This window comes from Caulobacter sp. (genome assembly GCF_965279145.1).
Taxonomy (GTDB): Bacteria; Pseudomonadota; Alphaproteobacteria; order Caulobacterales; family Caulobacteraceae; genus Caulobacter.
The window spans coordinates 3,718,607-3,737,073 of sequence record NZ_OZ257139.1; the positions used below are offsets into that span (position 1 = coordinate 3,718,607).

Sequence of the window (18,467 nt, forward strand, 5' to 3'; positions counted from 1 at the left end):
CCGACATGAGCGCCGTATGATCAGGATTCGCACCGCCCGTTTCAAGTCGATGGTCGTCCCCGGCTTCCTGGCCGGGATATTGATCGGTTCGGCGAGCATCCTTTCAGGCTGCGATAGCTCCAGCAAGGATGAGTGGCGGCCGAAGACGCCGTCCGCGTCGACCCAGGCCGACGCGGCCGAGGCTGGCTATGTGGCGCCGCCGCGAGTCGAGCAGGTGGCGCGCGAGGCTTCGGGCCTGCTGCTCACGGGCGCCGGCGCGCCGGACGCCAGCGTGCGCTTGGGCGCGCCTACCGGTGAGATCGTCACCGGCAAGGCCGACGCCAAGGGACGCTGGAGCCTGAAGGTGCCCTACAGCCCCAGCGTTCGCCTTTACGGCCTGTCGATGACGCGGGGTGATCGAACGGTTCAGGCCGAGGGCTATGTGATGGTCACGCCCGAAGGATCCGTGGCCCTGCTGCGCGCGGGGTCTGGCGCCTGGCGTCTGTCGCAGCCCTCCGCCTCGCCGCGGATCCTGGCGGTGGACGTCGACCCAGAGGGCGGCGCGGTGATTTCGGGCATCGCCACGCCGGGCGCGGGCCTCAGCGCGCGCATCGACCGCACGCCCCGGGCGGAAGGCCTGGTCGGCGAGGATGGCCGGTTCTTCCTGTCCCTGAGCGAGCCGCTCGGTCCGGGCGCGCACGATATCCAGGTCAGCGGCGAGGGCGGTGAGCAGAAGATCACGATCGTCGTCTCGCCCGCCGCGCCCCTGACCAACGGTCCGGTCCGGGCCCAGCGCACTCCGGCCGGCTGGCGCGCCGACTGGATGACTCCAGGCGGTGGGGTCCAGACCACGCTGCTGACACAGGCGGCGTCCCGATGAGGGGCTTCGGCTCGGCGCCGTCAAGCCGCGAAGCGGTGGCCGGCGCGGTCGCGCCCCCCGCGGCGAAGGTGCGATTCTGGGGCGCGATGGGCGATCTGTTCAGGCTGGTTCTGCGCTCGAACGCGCCGGGCTTGCGCTGGCGCGTCAGTCTGGCCCTGGTCTTTACCCTCGTCGGCAAGGCCCTGGGCGTGCTGGCGCCTCTGCTGCTGGGCGCGGCGGTCAACAAGCTGGCGGCCGGCCACGGCGCGGTCGGCGCGGTCACCTGGGCCTTCGCCGGCCTGGCGGCGGGCTGGGCGCTGATCCGTTTCATCTCGGCGGCGGCGCCCCAGGCGCGGGACGCGGTCTTCACCCCCGTGGCCCAGGCCGCCCAGAACCGGGCGGCGGTCGAGACCTTCGCCCATGCCCTGTCGCTGTCGATCGACTTCCACCAGTCCAAGCGCACGGGGTCGTTGTCGCGCGTGATCGATCGGGGCGCCCGGTCGATGGATTTCCTGCTGCGCAGCCTGGTTTTCAACCTGGCGCCGACCGCCATCGAACTGATCATGGCCGCCGTCGTCCTGGCCAAGGCCTATGACTGGCGGTTCGCCGCCATCGCCCTTCTGACCGTCGGGGTCTATGGCTACATCACCTTCGCCATCTCCGACTGGCGCATCGGCCACCGGCGCGCGCTCAATGAAGCCGACGCGGAGGCCGCCGGCCGCGCCGTCGACGCCCTGATCAACTACGAAACCGTCAAGTCGTTCGGCGGCGAGGGCAGGGCGGTTGGCGGCTATCAGAGCGCGCTCGACATCTATGGCCGCGCCCAGATCCAGGCCACCAACTCCCTGACCCTGCTCAACGTCGTCCAGTCGGCCGTGATGAGCCTTGGCCTGGGCGTCATGGCGGTGCTGGCGGGGACCGAGGCTTCGGCGGGGCGGATGGGACCGGGCGACGTCACCGCCGCCGTGCTGATCCTGATCAACCTCTATGCCCCGCTGAACATCCTTGGCTTTGCCTATCGCGAGATCCGCCAGTCCTTCATCGACATGGAGGCCATGCTCGATCTGCGTCGGCAGAGCGCGGACGTGGCCGACGCGCCGGACGCCATCGACCTGCCGCCCTGCGCGGACCAGCGCGGCGGAGAGGTCGTGTTCGAGGCGGTGTCATTTCGTCATGGCGCGCGGTCGGAAGGCCTGGACCAGGTCTCCTTCGCGGTTCGCCCCGGAACCACGGTCGCCATCGTGGGGCCGTCCGGCGCCGGCAAGACCACGCTTGTACGCCTGGCCCTGAGGATGATCGACCCGCAGTCGGGCCGCGTCACCCTGGACGGCCATGACCTGCGCGATCTGCGCCAGGCCTCGCTGCGCCGCGCCGTGGCGCTGGTGCCGCAGGACGTCGCGCTGTTCAACGACACCCTGCTGGGCAACCTGATCTTCGCCCGTCCCGAGGCGACCGAGGCCGAGGTCTGGGCCGCCGCCGAGGCCGCCGAGCTGGGCGAATTCATCCGCAACCTGCCTGACGGCATGGCCACCAAGGTCGGTGAACGCGGGCTCAAGCTGTCCGGCGGCGAGCGTCAGCGCGTCGGCATCGCCCGGGCCCTGCTGGCCCAGCCCCGCGTCCTGATCCTGGATGAGGCCACCAGCGCCCTGGACAGCCGCACCGAGGCCGCCATCCAGGAGACGCTGCGCAAGGCCAGGGCAGGGCGCACGACGCTGGTTGTCGCCCACCGCCTATCGACCATCGCCGACGCCGACGAGATCGTCGTGCTGCGGCGGGGCAAGATCGTCGAGCGCGGCGCCCACGCGGCCCTGCTGGAAGCCGGCGGCGAATATGCGGCGCTGTGGCGGCGACAGACCCGGGAGAAGGCTCCGGCCTGATCGGCCTTTCGCTCTGCGGCGCCGAGGCGCTATATCCCTCCCGCACGCCGGTCAGGAGTTTCGCCTTGCGCTATCTGCACACCATGGTTCGCGTTCGCGATCTCGACGCCTCGCTGCGGTTCTATTGCGAGGGCCTGGGCCTGACCGAGATGTACCGGATGGAAAACGACAAGGGCCGGTTCACCCTGGTGTTCCTGGCCGCGCCGGAAGACGTCGAGCTGGCCAAGGCGCGACAGGCTCCGCTGGTCGAGCTGACCTACAACTGGGATCCGGAAGACTATCAGGGCGGTCGCAATTTCGGCCACCTGGCCTATCGGGTCGACGACATCTACGAGACCTGCCAGCGCCTGATGGACATGGGCGTGACCATCAACCGTCCGCCGCGCGACGGCCACATGGCGTTCGTGCGCTCGCCGGACAACATCTCGGTCGAACTGCTGCAGGACGGCGCCCTGCCGGCCGCCGAGCCTTGGGCTTCGATGCCCAATGTCGGCGCCTGGTAGGCGTCAGGCGCGCATTCCCGCCAGTTCCTCGAGGCGGCGACGCGGGTAGTCCTTGATGGCTTCCCACATCAGGCCTTCGAGTTTCACGCGGTAGGCTGTCTCATAGCCCATCGTCAGCGGCGACTGGGCGTCAGCGGCCAGCGCGCGCGCGAGGGTCTTGCGGGTGATGACCGCCTCGCGATTCACCGGCGACTCGATGCGTTCCTTGGCGACCCAGTCGTCGATTTCGATCGTGGCGCGCATGGCGGTCTGAATCAGCGCCGGCAGGGACTCGACGTCGTGCCGCATCTCGATCGCCATGACCGGCGCGACAGCCTTGGGGTCCTTCACCCTGAATTGCAGCGCTGCGACAACACGTTGCAGGGTGGCGGGCCAGTGGTCGTCAGCGGTGATCATGGTTAAGCCATAGCGCCGACTACGGCATCGGTGAAGCGCCGCGTAGCGCTGTTCGCCCAGACGTCAAAGTCGACGGTGATCCGCAAGGGACCCCGGATGCTCAAAACGGGTAAGCTTGGCCGTGGCGTAGGCGCCGCCGCCGGGCTTCTGACCCCGAACAGATCGTCGGATCAGGCGTGGGGATGCATACACGCCGCGTGCGCGGGTCTTCGCGGGCATGGCGAAGCGCGCGCCGAGGAACGCTTGAGTAAGACTGTCAGGATTGTCGGGATCTAACTTGGCGGAAAGCGCGACCTCCGCTTTGGGCGAAGGTCGCTGCTCTTAGCCAGAGGTGGCTCCGCGGGTAGGATTCGAACCTACGACCAGCCGGTTAACAGCCGGCTGCTCTACCACTGAGCTACCGCGGAACAGGTCGCCTCAGGAAGAGGCCGGGTGATAGCCGCCTCGATGACTCGACGCAAGCGTCTTCGGATAAAAAAACAGCCCGGCTTGTGACCGGGCTGTGGAAAGTCAGTGATGGTGGGTGCCTTCTAAGAAGACACCCCAAAACTGCGCGTTTATGGTTAATTGAATCCTAATTCCGGCCGGCGCCAAAAGGTCGCGGCGGCCGTCGATGGCGCAAAGACTCAGCGCATGGTCCGCATCCGTTGCGTTCGCATTGCCTTGAGGCGAGGGGCGGACCTATAAGCCTGATCGAATGTCCAGTCCGTCGAGGGATTCCATGAGCACCGATTTCGCCGCCGCGCGGCTGAACATGGTGGAAAGCCAGATTCGCACCGCCGACGTGACCGATCTGCCGTTGCAGGACGCGCTGCGGGTGGTCGCTCGCGAAACCGTCGCGCCCGGCATCAAGGCTCACCTGGCCTATGCCGAGACCGAGGTCGAATACGCGCCGGGTCGCTGGCTGCTGCGTCCGCGCGACGTGGGCAAGCTGCTGCAGTTCCTGAAGCCGCGCGAAGGCGAGAAGGCGCTGGCGATCGCCGCGCCCTACGCCGCCGCCGTGCTCGAGACCATGGGCCTTTCGGTGACCCGCCTGGATGGCGATGACCTGACCGCCGTGGCCGGCGCGGACTATGATGTGATCATCTGCGAAGGCGCTGTGACCGCAGCCCCGGCGGCCTGGACCAAGGCCCTGGCGATCGGCGGTCGTCTGGGCGTGGTCGAGCGCAGCGGCCCGGTCGGGCGCGCCACGATCTATGTGCATGCCGAGGATGGCGTCGGCCGTCGGCCGGTGTTTGACTCGACGCCGCCGGTGCTTTCGGGCTTTTCCGCCGAGCCCGGCTTCGCGTTCTAGGCTGAGCCCGCCAGGCTCGTTTGTCGCTTTGGAAACAAGCGCGCAACGTGAGCGTGAAAAAAGCTTAACTGGCGGCGACTGGCGGTGAGCCCTACACGCGCTCATATGTTTCGGGCGCGAGCTTCGCGTGTCTTGGGGATAGAACTTGATGTCGAATAGCCGCCGGGCCGGATTGTTGGCCGCCGCTTGCAGCCTGGGCCTGATGGCCGGCTTCGTGTCCGCCGCTCAGGCCGAGACGCTGACCGACGCGATCACCCTGGCCTATCAGACCAATCCCACGCTGCAGCAGCAGCGGGCGTCGCAGCGCGCGACGGACGAAGGCGTCGTTCAGGCCAAGACGGCCTTCCGCCCTTCGGCCAGCGTATCGGCGGACGTGACCGGCTCGCGCGTCGACTACGCCAATGATCTGGTCTCCACGGTGAACGGCGTCGTCGTCCGCCGCGACCACAGCACGTCCGGCGGCAGCGGCGCGACCCTGTCGCTCAGCCAGCCGCTCTATACGGGCGGTCGCGCCAGCGCCAACCTGACCGCCGCCGAAGCCGATGTGCTGTCGGCCCGTGAAGGCCTGCGCGGTGTCGAGCAGGGCGTACTGATCGGCGTCATCCAGGCCTATGTGGATGTTCGTCGTGACCAGGAACGCCTGCGGATCTCGCAGGAGAACGTGGCCGTCCTCAAGCGCCAGCTGGACGAATCCAACGCGCGCTTCGAAGTGGGCGAGATCACCCGCACCGACGTGGCGCAGTCGCAGGCCCGCCTGGCCGCCGCCGAGGCCGGCCTGGCGTCCGCCCAGGCCCAGCTGTCGATCAGCCGCGCCGCCTACACCGCCGTCGTCGGCCAGAACCCCGCCGACCTCGCCGCCGAGCCGTCGCTGGCCTCGCTGCTGCCGGCCACGGTCGAGCAGGCCTTCGACGCCGCCGAGAACAACAATCCGCAGGTGCTGGCCGCCCGCTACAGCGAAAGCGCCGCGGCGGCCCGTGTCGCCTCGGCCCGCGCTGGCTATCGCCCCACCGTCTCGGCCCGCGCCTCGCTGGGCTATGACGCCGGCAAGAGCAACGGCGTCGGCGACCAGTTCGGCGACTACGACCGCTCGGTCACCGGCGCGGTCACCGCTTCGATCCCGCTGTTCACCGGCGGCCTGACCACCTCGCAGGTGCGCGCCGCCGCCGAGCGCGAGAACGCCGCGCGAATCGCTGTAGAAGGCGCCAAGCGCACGGCCCTGCAGTCGGTGTCGAACGCTTGGAGCAACCTGCTGGCCTCGCGCTCGAACCTGATCTCGAACGAGGAACAGGTCCGCGCCACGCGCATCGCCTTCGAGGGCGTCCGTCAGGAGCAGCAGGTCGGTCTGCGCACCACCCTGGACGTCCTGAACGCCCAGCAGGAACTGCGCTCGGCCGAACTGGCCCTGGTCTCGGCCCGACGCGACGAATATGTCGCCAGCGCTTCGGTGCTGCAGGCGATGGGCGCGCTGAACATCGCGGCCCTGGCCCCGAGCGTCGAGCGCTACGACCCCAAGACCTCGTATGATCGCGTCAACCACGCCGTCGGCTGGGTTCCCTGGGAGCCCATGGTGCAGGTGATCGACAAGGTCGGCGCGGCGCCGACCACGCCCGCCAAGAAGTAGCTCTCGCCGCGTCGATTTAGCCCACCTGGAATCCTTGCGCTTGCTTAAGGCGCGCAAGTCTGCACCATCGGCGCCACGCGCCCCTTGGTGCGCGCAAGGATTCGTACCTCTTTCCGACGGCCCCGCACATGTCCGACCAGAGCTCTCAAGAACCGACGATGGAGGAGATCCTCGCCTCCATCCGGCGCATCATCTCCGAAGATGACGCGCCGGCGGAGCCCGAGGCCGCCGCGCCGCCGCCCCCGCCCGAGCCGGAGCCCGAGCCCGTCTTCGAAGCTCCCGAAGAAGACGATGTTCTCGAACTGACCGAGCCGATGGAGCCCGAGCCGTCGTACGAGCCGGAGCCGCTGGAAAGCGTCGGGGACCTGGACGTCTACTCGCCGCCCGCGCCCGAGCCGGAACCGTCGTACACGCCGCCGTCGTCGCCGTCGTTCAATCGCGACGAAGTGGCTGACAACCTGGTTGGCGATCACGCCGCCAGCCTGGCCGCCAGCGCTTTCGGCAGCCTGAGCTCGGCCCTGCTGATGCCCAAGGACGGTCGCACGCTGGAAGACGTGGTGCGCGAGCTGCTGCGCCCGCTGCTCAAGGAATGGCTCGACCAGAACCTGCCGCGCATCGTCGAGGCCAAGGTCGAGGAAGAAGTCCACCGCATCGCCCGCGGTCGCGGCGTATAATATCGGGTCTCGCCCTGGCCTCTGCCGGGCGCGGACCTCGAAACCTGAAGAGGCGGTCGCCGTGGCGGCCGCCTTTTTCCGTTCAAATTCTTCCTGAATCCAGGTCGCCCGGTTTCGCGCGGCGGCCGCAGATGGCATACCCGCACCGCCATGCTTGACAAGACCTTCGATCCCAAAGCCGTCGAACCCCGCCTGTACGCCGCCTGGGAGGCCTCCGGGGCCTTCAAGCCGAGCGAGGACCCGAACGCCGAGCCGTTCGTGATCGTCATCCCGCCGCCGAACGTGACGGGCTCGCTGCACATCGGCCACGCGCTGAACAACACGCTGCAGGACGTGATGACGCGTTTCCACCGCATGCGCGGCAAGGCCGCCCTGTGGCTGCCGGGCACCGACCACGCGGGCATCGCCACCCAGATGGTGGTCGAGCGCCAGCTGGCCGCCGCCGGCAATATCGGTCGCCGCGACCTGGGTCGCGAGGCCTTCGTCGAGAAGATCTGGGAATGGAAGGCCGAGAGCGGCGGCACGATCGTCGAGCAGCTGCGTCGCCTGGGCGCCAGCTGCGACTGGTCGCGCGAGCGCTTCACCCTGGACGAGGGCCTGTCGGCCGCCGTTCGCAAGGTGTTCGTGCAGCTCTACAAGGAAAAGCTGCTCTATCGCGACAAGCGCCTGGTCAACTGGGACCCGCAGTTCCAGACCGCCATCTCCGACCTCGAGGTCGAGCAGAAGGAGGTCGACGGCGCCTACTGGCACTTCGCCTATCCGCTGGCCGACGGCGTCACCTTCCAGTACCCGGTCGCCTTCGACGAAGACGGCAAGGCCACGGAATTCGAGACCCGAGATTATATCGTCGTGGCCACCACGCGTCCGGAGACCATGCTGGGCGACACCGGCGTCGCGGTTCACCCGACGGATGAGCGCTACAAGGACCTGGTCGGCAAGTTCGTGACCCTGCCGATCGTCGGCCGTCGCATTCCGATCGTCGCCGACGACTATGCCGACCCGACCAAGGGCTCGGGCGCGGTCAAGATCACCCCGGCCCATGACTTCAACGACTTCGGCGTCGGCAAGCGGGCAGGGCTTGAGGTCATCAATATCCTGACCGTCGAGGCCAAGCTGAACGAGGCTGTGCCGGCCGAGTATGTCGGCATGGATCGCTTTGTCGCGCGCAAGGCCATCGTCGCCCGCGCCGAGGAAGAGGGCTGGCTGAAGGAAATTGAGAAGACCAAGCACATGGTCCCGCACGGCGACCGTTCGGGCGTGGTCATCGAGCCCTTCCTGACCGACCAGTGGTATGTCGACGCCAAGACCCTGGCCCAGCCGGCCCTGAAGGCGGTCGAGAACGGCGACACCGTCTTCGAGCCCCGTCACTGGGAAAAGACCTACTTCGAATGGCTGCGCAACATCGAGCCCTGGTGCGTCTCGCGCCAGCTGTGGTGGGGGCACCGGATTCCGGCATGGTTCGGTGAAGACGGCCACATCTTCGTCGAGGAGACGGAGGAGGAAGCCCTGGCCGCCGCCATCCTGCACTACGGCGATGAAGCGCCGGTGCTGAAGCGCGACGAAGACGTTCTCGACACCTGGTTCAGCTCGGCCCTGTGGCCGTTCTCGACCCTCGGCTGGCCCGAAAAGACCGAGGATCTGGCCCGCTTCTACCCGACCAGCACCCTGGTCACCGGCTTTGACATCATCTTCTTCTGGGTCGCCCGGATGATGATGATGGGCATCCACTTCATGGGCGAAGTCCCGTTCAAGCAGGTGTTCATCAACGCCCTCGTCCGTGACGAGAAGGGCGCCAAGATGAGCAAGTCCAAGGGCAATGTCCTGGACCCGCTGGTCCTGATCGACGAGCTGGGCTGCGACGCGGTGCGCTTCACCATGACGGCGATGTCGGGCCAGGCGCGCGACATCAAGCTGTCCAAGCAGCGCATCGAGGGCTATCGCAACTTCGGCACCAAGCTGTGGAACGCCTCGCGCTTCGCCCAGATGAACGAGTGCGTCCGTGTCGAGGGCTTTGATCCGTCGACCGTGCAGCAGCCGATCAACAAGTGGATCCGCGGCGAGACGGTCAAGACCGTCGCCGAGGTCACGCGCGCCCTTGAGGCGCCGGCCTTCGATGCGGCGGCCAGCGCGCTCTACAAGTTCATCTGGAACGTTTTCTGCGACTGGTATCTGGAGCTGGCTAAGCCTATCCTGAACGGCGACGACGCCGCCGCCAAGGCCGAGACCCGCGCCACCGCCGCCTGGGCTCTCGACGTGATCCTCAAGGTGCTGCACCCGGTGATGCCGTTCATCACCGAGGAGCTGTGGGACAAGACCGCCGTGTTCGGTCCCAAGCGCGACGGCATGCTGATCGTCGAAAAGTGGCCGGAGTTTCCGGAAAGCTGGATCGACGCCGATGCCGAGGTCGAGATCGGCTGGCTGGTCGACACCGTCAGCGAGATCCGCTCGGTCCGCGCCGAGATGAACGTGCCGCCGGGCGCCAAGCCGCCGCTGACGGTGATCGGCGCCAGCGGCGAGACCAAGGCGCGCCTGGCCCGTCACCGCGACCTGCTGCTGACCCTGGCGCGCCTGGACAGCGCCCGCGAGGCCGAAGCCCCGCCGAGCGGCGCGGTGCCCTTCGTGCTGGGCGAGGCGACCGGCGCACTGGCCATCGCCGAGTTCATCGACCTGGCGGCCGAGAAGGCGCGCCTGACCAAGGAAATCGCCGGCCACGCCGTCGATATCGAAAAGGCCGCCAAGAAGCTGGGCAATCCCGACTTTCTGGCCCGCGCCAAGGAAGAGGCGATCACCGAAAACCGCGAACGGCTGGCCGAGGCCGAAGCCGCCAAGGCCAAGCTGGAAGCGGCGCTGGGGCGGCTGGCGGCGGTGGGCTGAGGGACCAGAACAGGCTCTATCCCCGCTTTTCATGGGGATAGAGCCGCCTCGCGCCCAACCAATTCAAACGCTTGCGATTTTCTCGCTTTTTTCCGTCCCCCGCGTCCTGGGTGGCCCGATAATGCTTCTCACCTGAAGGCACGGGGAGGGCGCACGTACGGCGACCGAGGCGGCTTTCGGGTGTGGTCGAGCGGGATCAAGGCGCGGGCTGAAATCGCCCGCGCGGTCCGGAGGGCGCCAACCCTCCGCCCGCCGGGGGCCTCATTCGGGGCGGGTTAAAACCCCGCGATCCGAAGGCTTCCGTCTGAAGGCCGCGCGAAGCGCCAGACTTCGTCGAAACGGTACTTTATTCCGCAAATCCTCCGGGCGGAGCCCGGGCGCTTCGCACCCTCCCCATCGACTCAGCGGCTGAGCCGCGTGAGGCCGCGTCGCCATGCCTTGGAGCTGCCCCCAGGATTGGCAAGGGGGCGGAAGTTCCCTTCCGGAAGCCCTATAACTTATCATTGTTCCCTTACGTTCGAACGGACGTTTGCATCGCGTCGTCTGCTGTGCTTTCTCGCAATCGAACGCGCTCATTGAATAAGGCGCGACCACACCGGGAGAGTAACGATGACCCAGGCCGCCCCCGCCTCCAAGCCTTGGCCCGCCATGTCGGTGCAGCAGGCCTATGCCCTGATCACCCAGCCCGGGACGCCCGGCGAGATGGAAGAGGTCGAGATCCGGGGCGTGAAGACCCGGGTTTGGAAGAACGCGCCGCCGACCCTGCGCGACACGCTGATGATGGGGCGGACCCACGGCGACAAGCTCTTCATGGTGCATGAGGACGAGCGGGTCAGCTTCGAGGCCTTCTACCGGGCCGTCACCGTGTTCGCGGCGGAACTCGCGGCCAAGGGCGTGCAGAAGGGCGACCGCGTCGCCATCGTCATGCGCAACCTGCCAGAATGGCCGGTGGCCTTCTACGCGGCCCTGTCGATCGGTGCGATCGTCACCCCGCTGAACGCCTGGTGGACGGGCGCCGAGCTGGAATACGGCCTGCTGGATTCCGGCGCCAAGACCCTGGTGGTCGATGTCGAGCGCTATGAGCGCCTGACCGAGCACCTGCATAACTGCCCCGAGCTGCAATGCGTCTATGTGAGCCGGTCTCCCGAGGAGATCAGCCACCCCTATGTGACGCACCTTGAGGCGGTGATCGGCGGCCCCAATGACTGGGCCGCGCTCGAGGAAAAGCCGCTGTCGACCACACCGCTGGCGGCCGATGACGACGCGACGATCTTCTACACCTCCGGCACCACGGGAAAGCCCAAGGGCGCCATCGGCACCCATCGCAACATCAACAGCAATATCTTCGCGGCCGCCGCGGCCGGCGCGCGCAGCTATCTGCGTCGCGGTGAGGCCCCGCCCGAGCCCGATCCCAGCCTGCCGCAGAAGGGCTCGCTGATCTCCGTGCCGTTCTTCCACGCCACGGGCTGTTTCGCGGTGCTGAACCCCTCGCTGTTCGGCGGCGCCAAGCTGGCCATGATCCGCAAGTGGGATCCCGACAAGGCCATGCAGCTGATCCAGGATGAGCGCCTGACCTCGGTGGGCGGCGTGCCCACCATCGCCTGGCAGATCATCGAGCATCCCAATCGCGAAAGCTATGACCTGTCCTCGATCGAGGCCGTGGCCTATGGCGGCGCGCCCTCGGCTCCCGAACTGGTGCGCAAGATCAAGGAAGTCTGGCCCAAGGCCGCGCCCGGCAACGGCTGGGGCATGACCGAGACCTCGGCCACCGCCACCAGCAACTCGGCCGAGGACTACGAAAACCGTCCCGACAGCTGCGGCCCGGCCGTGCCGGTCACCGACCTGAAGATCATGTCCGTCGAGGAGCCCCATCGCGAGCTGCCGATCGGCGAGGTGGGCGAGCTGTGGTGCCGCGGCCCGCAAGTCGTGCGCGGCTACTGGAACAAGCCGGAAGCCACCGCCCAGACCTTCATCGACGGCTGGGTGAAGACCGGCGATCTGGCGCGTCTCGACGCCGAGGGCTTCTGCTTCATCATCGACCGCGCCAAGGACATGCTGATCCGCGGCGGCGAGAACATCTACTGCATCGAGGTCGAGAACTGCCTGTATGACCATCCGGCCGTGATGGACGCGGCCCTGGTCGGCATCGAGCACAAGACCCTGGGCGAGGAACCGGCGGCCGTCGTCACCCTCAAGCCCGGCGCCGAGGCTACCGAGGCCGAACTGCGGGCCTTCGTCGCCGAACGCCTGGCCGCCTTCAAGGTGCCGGTCAAGGTGGTGTTCTGGCACGAGACCTTGCCCCGCAACGCCAACGGCAAGATCATGAAGAACGAGCTCAAGAAGGTTTTCGTCGAGGGGTAAGCCCTCTCCGGAGGCGATGATGGTCCAGTCGACGGCGGCGAGCGTGGATGACTTCCTGCGGGAGGTCGACCTCGAACGCCGCCCGGCGCTGGACCGCCTTCGATCGCTGTGCCGCGAGACCTTCGGCGCCGACAGCGAGCTGATGGCTTTCGGCATGCCGGCCTACGGCGATCCCAAGGCGCCCTGGATCGCGTTCAACAGCCAGAAACAGCATATCGCCCTCTATGCGGGGCAGGGGGCGATCGAGCGCTTCGGCGATCGCCTGGGTGCGGCCAGCTGCGGCAAGGGCTGCATACGCTGGCGCAGGCCGGACAGGATGGACTTCGACGTCATCGCCGACATCCTGGCCGACGTGAAGGCGCGCAAGGCGAGCGGGTGCGCCTGATGGTCCCGCTCGCCCCGGCCGCCTAGAGCGAGGTCGGCGGCCTGCGGTGCGCCCAGGGTTGGGCGGCCTCCAGCTGATAGGCCAGTTCGAGCAGGGTCTTTTCCGCCCCGATCCGCGCGCAGAAGTGAACACCGACCGGCAGGCCGTCGGCCGTCCAGTGCAGCGGCACGCTCATGGCCGGCGCGCCGGCCACGTTCTGCACCGGGGTGTAGCCGACATAGTCCATCAGGCGCGCCTGCAGGGTCTCGAACGGCACGTCGCCGCTGACAAAGCCCAGTTCCACCGGCGGGCTGCCCAGCACGGGCGACAGGATCACGTCATAGCGGGTGAGCCAGGCGTCATAGGCCTGCGAGGCGGCCTTCAGGCGGCCGACGGCGGCTTCCAGGTCGCCCGGCTTGAGGGCCGAGACCAGCTCGGCCATGCCCAGGCTGAAGGGCTCCAGCACGCTGGCGTCAGCCTTGCGGCCCATGGCCTTGCCGACCCCGGCCGCCAGCTCCGCCGCGCCGGTCGACCACAGGGCCGTGAAGTCCCGTCCGAACTGCGCGCCGTCCATCGGCCAATGGGTCGGCTCGACATGGTGACCCAGGCTGGCCATCAGCTTGGCGGCGCCTTCCACGGCCGCGACGACTTCCGGGTCGGGGCGCTTGCCCGTGCCGGTTTCCAGCAGCAGGCCCACCCTGAGGCGCTTCTTGGTCTGCGTCGTGACGACGCCGATCGGAGCGAACGGCGAGCCGGCTTCGGTGCGCTCGCTGATCGCGAACAGGGCGGCCGAGTCGCGGACGCTGTGGGCGACGCAGTGGGCGACCGACAGGTCGATGCCCTTGCTGCTGGGCCGCCCCTCGATCATCCGTCCGCGCGAGGGCTTCAGGCCAAAGAGGCCGCAGTTGGCGGAGGGGATGCGGATCGAGCCGCCGCCATCGCTGGCGTGGGCGAACGGCACCATGCCCGAGGCCGTGGCCGCCGCCGCGCCGCCCGAGGATCCGCCGGACGAGTGCTTCAGGTTCCACGGGTTGCGCGTCGGCAGGAAACCCATCGGCTCGGTGGTCGGCAGGAAGCCGTATTCAGGCGTGGCCGACTTTCCGATCACGATCAGGCCGGCCCGGTCATAGGCGTCGATGAAGGTGGTCTGCTCCTTGGCGGGCCGCGCGCCGAGCGAACTGCGCGAACCATAGCGGGTGGGCAGGCCCTTGTAGGGATCCAGGTCCTTGATCAGGAACGGCACGCCGGCGAAGGGGCCCGCCTGCTGGCCGCTCCGGGCCCTGTCCATCGCCCGGTCGAAATCGGAGGTCACCAGGGCCCCGACCTTGGGCTGCAGGGCCTCGGCCTTGCGGATGGCGTCCTCGACCACCTCGGCGGCGGTCACCTCCTTGCGGCGGATGCGGCCGGCCAGTTCCGTGGCGTCGGGCGTCCAGGCGGGCGGCGCGGCGGATGTCCTGGGCTTGGCGTCGGCGGACGAGGCGGCGGCGATCGCGGCGGATGCGGCCAACAGGCCACGGCGGCTGAAATTCATGAGGTTACTCCCTGGCGACCGGCGTCTTGGCGCGCCGGTTAACAATGTTCAGTTGAACCCGAAGCGACCTTGGCCGCAAGTCCATGCTAAACCCCGTCCATGACCCGTAGACGTGTTGATGTTCTGATGATGGAGCGCGGCCTGTTCGACAGCCGCGCCAAGGCCCGTGAAGCCATCGAGGCCGGGCTTGTCCGCGCCGATGGCGTGCTCGTGCTCAAGCCCTCCGAGATGGTGGAAGAGCACGTATCGATTCGCGCTTCCCTGGCTCACCCCTGGGTCGGTCGCGGCGCGCTGAAGCTGGTTCATGCCCTGGATCTCTGGCCGATCGCCGTCGAAGGCAAGGTCGCCATCGATGTCGGCGCCTCGACGGGCGGCTTCACCGAGGTGCTGCTGAAGCGCGGCGCGGCCAAGGTCTATGCCGTCGATGTCGGCCGCGAGCAGTTGCACCACAGTCTGGTCGATCACGAGCGGGTCGTGGACCTGTCAGGCACAGACGCCCGCATCCTCGACACCAGCTGGATCGAGGAAGATCCGGAACTGATCGTCAGCGACGTCAGCTTCATCTCGATGACCAAGGCCCTGCCGGCCGCCATGGATCTGGCGGCGTCGGGCGCGGACATCGTCGCTTTGGTCAAGCCGCAGTTCGAAGCCGGGCGCGAGCACGTGGGCAAGGGCGGACTGGTCAAGGATCCAGAGACCATCGCCCGGGTGCATCGCGAGATCGTTGAATTTTTCGAGGACTCCGGCTGGACCGTGATGGGCCAGGCGGAAAGCCCGATCACGGGCGGCGATGGTCAGGTCGAAGGCCTGATCTGGGCGCGCCGCCAATAGAAAACGGCCGCTCGCGGATGCGAACGGCCGTCTGCTGCCGGATCGACGGGTCGGCGCACCCAGAGCGCCGGCCCGTCTTTCAGGGACTAGTCTACAACCTGATAGCGGCCCTGGGCGTCGGGGCAGACGCGCACGAAGCGCTTCTGGACGCGACCGTCGGGCAGGTAGATCGGGCTTTCGGCCAGGGTGCAGCCGTTGATGTCGGCCGAGCGCTCGGTGACCCGATAGGAATCGCGGCGATAGGCGTCACGATCCGCGTCTCGGCGCGCATCCTCGTAGCGCGCATCCCGAGAGTCGCGGGCGTCTTCATAGCTGTTGTCATAGGTGTTGTAGGCCGAAGGTGGGGGCGGAGGCGGCGGGGGAACCGCGCCCGGCGTGCAGGCGGCCGAGTTCTTGCCGATGTTCGAGCCGATCACCGCGCCGAGCAGGCCGCCCAGCACCGCGCCTTCGGTCCGGGCGCCGTTGCCCGAAATGCCGCTGCCGATCGCCGCGCCGATGCCCGCGCCGGCCAGACCACCGCCCGTGCCGCGCTGCGTCGTGCTGCGGCGGCAGGGATCGTAATAGGTCCCGCTGTTGTCATAGGCGCCGCGATAGCTGGGCTGGCCGTAGGCCTGGGCGCTGGCGAAGGTGGGCGCGAAAGCGCCGGCGGCGATCGCCGCGACGGCGGCGCAAAGAGCGAACTTCATGGTCGGCGTCCTGTTGGTCATGCGACTTTCTCAAACCCGCGGATGGCTTTTTTAGGTCAGCCGAAAGCACGCCCGACCACCCGATGAGGCCACCATGGTCGCGCGAACATGAACGGTCCTTGAGTGGGGTGTTCATCTTCGTTCATGCCAAGCGGCGCGATTGAGGGTATGGACACCGCGAGAGGCCATTGCGCCTCGGCGTCGCGCGGCCAACTCGGCCGCGGGCTTGAAAGGGTTGGAACCGTTGAAGGTTCCCGCCGCGAGAATGGATACGGAATGCGTGAAGTGATCATCGACGCGGTCGGCGCCCAGGGCGACGGCCTCGTCCGACAAGGCCCGGTATTCGTCCCCCTGACCCTGCCGGGCGAGCGGGTGACGGTGAAGATGGACGGCTTGCGCGGCGAGCTGGTCGACATTCTCGACGCCAGCCCCGATCGCGTGACGCCGCCGTGCAAGCACTTCGGCGAATGCGGCGGCTGCACCAGCCAGCACTGGGCCCAGCAGCCCTATCTGGACTGGAAGGCGGATCTTGTCCGCCTCCAGCTGTCGCACGAGGGCCTTGAGACCGAAATCCTGCCGACCTTCGCGGCTCCTGCGGGATCGCGTCGACGGGTGGCCCTGCACGCCCGGGGCGGGAAGGGCGGCGTGCGCCTGGGCTTCAAGGAGCGCCGCTCCTGGAACCTGGTCAAGATCGAGGAATGCCCGGTCGCCGATCCGCGCCTCGTCGCGGCTTTCCCGGCTCTGGCCCGTCTGGCCCAGCCGTTCCTGGAGCATCCCAAGTCCGCGCCGACCCTGCATGTCACCCTGACGGCCACCGGCCTCGACATCGATATCACCGGCGTTGAAGCCAAGAGCGGCGGCCTGTCGGCCGACGCGCGGATGGTGGCGGCCATGGCGGCCAGCGAGGGCGATTTCGCCCGCGTCACCCTGGCCGGCGAAGTCGTCTACATGGCCCGCCAGCCGATGGTGAAGCTGGGTCCTGCCGTGGTGGCTCTGTCGCCCGGCTCGTTCCTGCAGGCCGTGCCCCAGGCCGAGAAGGCCATGGTCGCCTTCGCCGTCGAGGCCGCCCAGGGCGCGACGCGGATCGCCGACCTCTATTGCGGCGCCGGCACCTTCACGTTCCGCCTGGCCGAGATCGCCGCGGTCCATGCCGCCGACTCCGCCGCGCCGGCCATCGCCGCGCTGAAGGCCGCCATCGGCGGCGCGCCGGGCCTGAAGCCGATCACCGCCGAGGCCCGCGATCTGGTGCGCCGTCCCGTGCTGACCATGGAACTGGCCAAGACCGACGTGGTCGTGATCGATCCGCCGCGCGCCGGCGCGTTCGAACAGACCGTCGAGATCGCCAAGTCCAAGGTGGCCAGGGTGGTGAGCGTCTCCTGCAATCCCGCCACCTTCGCCCGCGATGCGCGCATGCTGGTGGACGCCGGGTTCAGGCTGGAAAAGGTGCTGCCTGTGGACCAGTTCGTCTGGTCACCCCATATTGAACTGGTCGGGGTGTTCTCGCGATGAGGTCGGCATGGACAACAACGCTCCCACTCGGCGCGAGCGAAGCGCCTTCGCGCTAGACGCGGTCGGCCAGCGCGCCAGGGCCGCGGCCAAGGCGGCCTGGTGGACCGCGACGGGTGGTCTGGCCCGCGCCATCACGCGCCCAACCCAGGGCGAGGCGGCCCAGACGTTCAAGCCGCAAGGCGCGCCCGTGTCGAAAGAGCGGTTGCGCCGGGTCTATCTGGAGGCGTTCGAGAAGGACGCCCGCGACGTCGCCGACGGCCTCTATCCCGCCATGGAGGATGCGCCGGCCCGCCCGGTGAAGTCGCTGTTGCAGGTCCTGGACTTCCTGACGGACGCGCTAGCCGTCGATCAACGCCGTCGCCGGGGTGACGGCGTTGAGGTCAGGTCCGAGCCTGAAACGGAAGCCTATCCAAACTATTACCGGCAGAACTTCCATTATCAATCCGGCGGCTGGTTCACCGACGAGAGTGCTCGCCGCTACGACGCCCAGGTCGAAGCCCTGTTCGCGGGCACGGCCGGCGCGATGCGGCGGCGGGGGCTGTCGCTGCTGGCGAAACACTGGCGCGGCCGCGATCAGCGCGACCTGCGGATCATCGACGCGGCCTGCGGCTCGGGCGCCTTCCTGCGCGACCTGAGGGCCACCTTTCCCCGCGCCGCGATCGCGGGACTTGACCTGTCCTCGGCCTATCTGGCCAAGGCGCGCAAGCGCACGGGCCTGGGCGCGGTGCAGGCTAACGCTGAGGCCATGCCGTTCGCCGACGGATCGCTGGACGCGGTGACCTGTGTCTATCTGTTCCACGAGCTGCCGCCCCGCGTTCGACCCGTCGTGGCCGCCGCCATCGCGCGGACGCTGAAGCCCGGCGGTGTTCTGGTCTTCGTCGACTCGGTGCAGCCGCGTGACGAGCCGGATCTGGAGCGTTTGCTGGAGGCCTTTCCGGCCTATTTCCACGAGCCCTACTACTCGACCTACGCCCAGGCCGATCTGTCGGCGCTGTTCAGCGCCGCGGGCCTGCATCTGGTCGGCGAGGACCGCGCCTTCCTGACCAAGGCCATGCTGTTCGAGAAGCGCTAGGCTGGACGTCGGCCGCGACGCCCGGCACTAAGCGGC

General features: G+C 68.2%; 15 protein-coding genes and 1 tRNA gene. 12 read left to right on the top strand and 4 right to left on the bottom strand.

The window, feature by feature from the left end; genetic code table 11:
• The first annotated feature begins 16 nt into the window (after positions 1-16).
• From ACQY9P_RS17355 to ACQY9P_RS17365, 3 genes are all read left to right on the top strand, one after another.
• The gene (locus ACQY9P_RS17355; RefSeq protein ID WP_421737966.1) at positions 17-859 is read left to right on the top strand and encodes a hypothetical protein; all 843 of its coding nucleotides are present in this window, start codon (positions 17-19) and stop codon (positions 857-859) included.
• Positions 787-2,715, top strand: coding sequence for an ABCB family ABC transporter ATP-binding protein/permease (locus ACQY9P_RS17360; protein WP_421738310.1), 1,929 nt, complete (start codon positions 787-789; stop codon positions 2,713-2,715). The genes ACQY9P_RS17355 and ACQY9P_RS17360 overlap by 73 nt, the downstream gene beginning before the upstream one ends.
• A 65-nt stretch (positions 2,716-2,780) precedes the next feature.
• Positions 2,781-3,218: a VOC family protein gene (locus ACQY9P_RS17365; RefSeq protein WP_421737965.1), complete on the top strand. Its 438-nt coding sequence runs from the start codon at positions 2,781-2,783 to the stop codon at positions 3,216-3,218.
• 3 nt (positions 3,219-3,221) lie between these two features.
• Here the strand turns inward: ACQY9P_RS17365 and ACQY9P_RS17370 are convergent, their stop codons facing one another.
• Both ACQY9P_RS17370 and ACQY9P_RS17375 read right to left on the bottom strand, forming a co-directional pair.
• Positions 3,222-3,614 (bottom strand): hypothetical protein, encoded by a 393-nt coding sequence (locus tag ACQY9P_RS17370; RefSeq protein ID WP_421737964.1) that lies wholly within the window; start codon positions 3,612-3,614, stop codon positions 3,222-3,224.
• A gap of 332 nt (positions 3,615-3,946) precedes the next feature.
• Positions 3,947-4,021 (bottom strand) — tRNA-Asn (locus tag ACQY9P_RS17375).
• Positions 4,022-4,335: 314 nt separating this feature from the next.
• Here ACQY9P_RS17375 and ACQY9P_RS17380 point away from each other — a divergent pair.
• The 6 genes from ACQY9P_RS17380 (at position 4,336) to ACQY9P_RS17405 (ending at position 12,823) form a co-directional block, all read left to right on the top strand.
• The gene (locus tag ACQY9P_RS17380) at positions 4,336-4,908 is read left to right on the top strand and encodes a protein-L-isoaspartate O-methyltransferase family protein (protein WP_421737963.1); all 573 of its coding nucleotides are present in this window, start codon (positions 4,336-4,338) and stop codon (positions 4,906-4,908) included.
• A 148-nt stretch (positions 4,909-5,056) separates the two neighbouring features.
• Entirely contained in the window at positions 5,057-6,529 is a 1,473-nt protein-coding gene (locus ACQY9P_RS17385; RefSeq protein ID WP_421737962.1) for a TolC family outer membrane protein, read from the top strand.
• 128 nt (positions 6,530-6,657) lie between these two features.
• The gene (locus ACQY9P_RS17390) at positions 6,658-7,203 is read left to right on the top strand and encodes a DUF2497 domain-containing protein (RefSeq protein ID WP_421737961.1); all 546 of its coding nucleotides are present in this window, start codon (positions 6,658-6,660) and stop codon (positions 7,201-7,203) included.
• A 150-nt stretch (positions 7,204-7,353) separates the two neighbouring features.
• Positions 7,354-10,077, top strand: a complete 2,724-nt coding sequence (locus tag ACQY9P_RS17395; protein WP_421737960.1) for a valine--tRNA ligase — start codon at positions 7,354-7,356, stop codon at positions 10,075-10,077.
• A 609-nt stretch (positions 10,078-10,686) separates the two neighbouring features.
• Complete coding sequence (locus ACQY9P_RS17400; RefSeq protein ID WP_421737959.1) at positions 10,687-12,438, top strand: class I adenylate-forming enzyme family protein; 1,752 nt, start codon at positions 10,687-10,689, stop codon at positions 12,436-12,438.
• Between the two features lie 19 nt (positions 12,439-12,457).
• Positions 12,458-12,823 carry an iron chaperone gene (locus ACQY9P_RS17405; protein WP_421737958.1) on the top strand — a complete coding sequence of 122 codons (366 nt, stop codon included), beginning with the start codon at positions 12,458-12,460 and terminating at the stop codon, positions 12,821-12,823.
• A gap of 22 nt (positions 12,824-12,845) precedes the next feature.
• On the opposite strand, the gene ACQY9P_RS17410 is transcribed toward ACQY9P_RS17405, so the two are convergent.
• Positions 12,846-14,333, bottom strand: coding sequence for an amidase (locus tag ACQY9P_RS17410; RefSeq protein WP_421737957.1), 1,488 nt, complete (start codon positions 14,331-14,333; stop codon positions 12,846-12,848).
• Between the two features lie 99 nt (positions 14,334-14,432).
• Here ACQY9P_RS17410 and ACQY9P_RS17415 point away from each other — a divergent pair, with 99 nt between their 5' ends.
• Positions 14,433-15,164: a TlyA family RNA methyltransferase gene (locus tag ACQY9P_RS17415; RefSeq protein ID WP_421737956.1), complete on the top strand. Its 732-nt coding sequence runs from the start codon at positions 14,433-14,435 to the stop codon at positions 15,162-15,164.
• Between the two features lie 86 nt (positions 15,165-15,250).
• Here the strand turns inward: ACQY9P_RS17415 and ACQY9P_RS17420 are convergent, their stop codons facing one another.
• Entirely contained in the window at positions 15,251-15,871 is a 621-nt protein-coding gene (locus ACQY9P_RS17420; RefSeq protein ID WP_421737955.1) for a glycine zipper 2TM domain-containing protein, read from the bottom strand.
• 255 nt (positions 15,872-16,126) lie between these two features.
• On the opposite strand from ACQY9P_RS17420, the gene ACQY9P_RS17425 reads away from it, so the two are divergent.
• Both ACQY9P_RS17425 and ACQY9P_RS17430 read left to right on the top strand, forming a co-directional pair.
• Positions 16,127-17,359, top strand: coding sequence for a class I SAM-dependent RNA methyltransferase (locus ACQY9P_RS17425; protein ID WP_421737954.1), 1,233 nt, complete (start codon positions 16,127-16,129; stop codon positions 17,357-17,359).
• 7 nt (positions 17,360-17,366) lie between these two features.
• The gene (locus ACQY9P_RS17430; protein ID WP_421737953.1) at positions 17,367-18,431 is read left to right on the top strand and encodes a class I SAM-dependent methyltransferase; all 1,065 of its coding nucleotides are present in this window, start codon (positions 17,367-17,369) and stop codon (positions 18,429-18,431) included.
• Positions 18,432-18,467: the final 36 nt, after the last annotated feature.

Coding starts and splice junctions, on each gene's coding strand:
- ACQY9P_RS17355 (WP_421737966.1), top strand. CDS start 17: ATGATCAGGATTCGCACCGCCCGTTTCAAGTCGATGGTCGTCCCCGGC.
- ACQY9P_RS17370 (WP_421737964.1), bottom strand. CDS start 3,614: ATGATCACCGCTGACGACCACTGGCCCGCCACCCTGCAACGTGTTGTC.
- ACQY9P_RS17380 (WP_421737963.1), top strand. CDS start 4,336: ATGAGCACCGATTTCGCCGCCGCGCGGCTGAACATGGTGGAAAGCCAG.
- ACQY9P_RS17385 (WP_421737962.1), top strand. CDS start 5,057: ATGTCGAATAGCCGCCGGGCCGGATTGTTGGCCGCCGCTTGCAGCCTG.
- ACQY9P_RS17390 (WP_421737961.1), top strand. CDS start 6,658: ATGTCCGACCAGAGCTCTCAAGAACCGACGATGGAGGAGATCCTCGCC.
- ACQY9P_RS17395 (WP_421737960.1), top strand. CDS start 7,354: ATGCTTGACAAGACCTTCGATCCCAAAGCCGTCGAACCCCGCCTGTAC.
- ACQY9P_RS17400 (WP_421737959.1), top strand. CDS start 10,687: ATGACCCAGGCCGCCCCCGCCTCCAAGCCTTGGCCCGCCATGTCGGTG.
- ACQY9P_RS17405 (WP_421737958.1), top strand. CDS start 12,458: ATGGTCCAGTCGACGGCGGCGAGCGTGGATGACTTCCTGCGGGAGGTC.
- ACQY9P_RS17410 (WP_421737957.1), bottom strand. CDS start 14,333: ATGAATTTCAGCCGCCGTGGCCTGTTGGCCGCATCCGCCGCGATCGCC.
- ACQY9P_RS17415 (WP_421737956.1), top strand. CDS start 14,433: ATGACCCGTAGACGTGTTGATGTTCTGATGATGGAGCGCGGCCTGTTC.
- ACQY9P_RS17420 (WP_421737955.1), bottom strand. CDS start 15,871: ATGACCAACAGGACGCCGACCATGAAGTTCGCTCTTTGCGCCGCCGTC.
- ACQY9P_RS17425 (WP_421737954.1), top strand. CDS start 16,127: ATGCGTGAAGTGATCATCGACGCGGTCGGCGCCCAGGGCGACGGCCTC.
- ACQY9P_RS17430 (WP_421737953.1), top strand. CDS start 17,367: ATGGACAACAACGCTCCCACTCGGCGCGAGCGAAGCGCCTTCGCGCTA.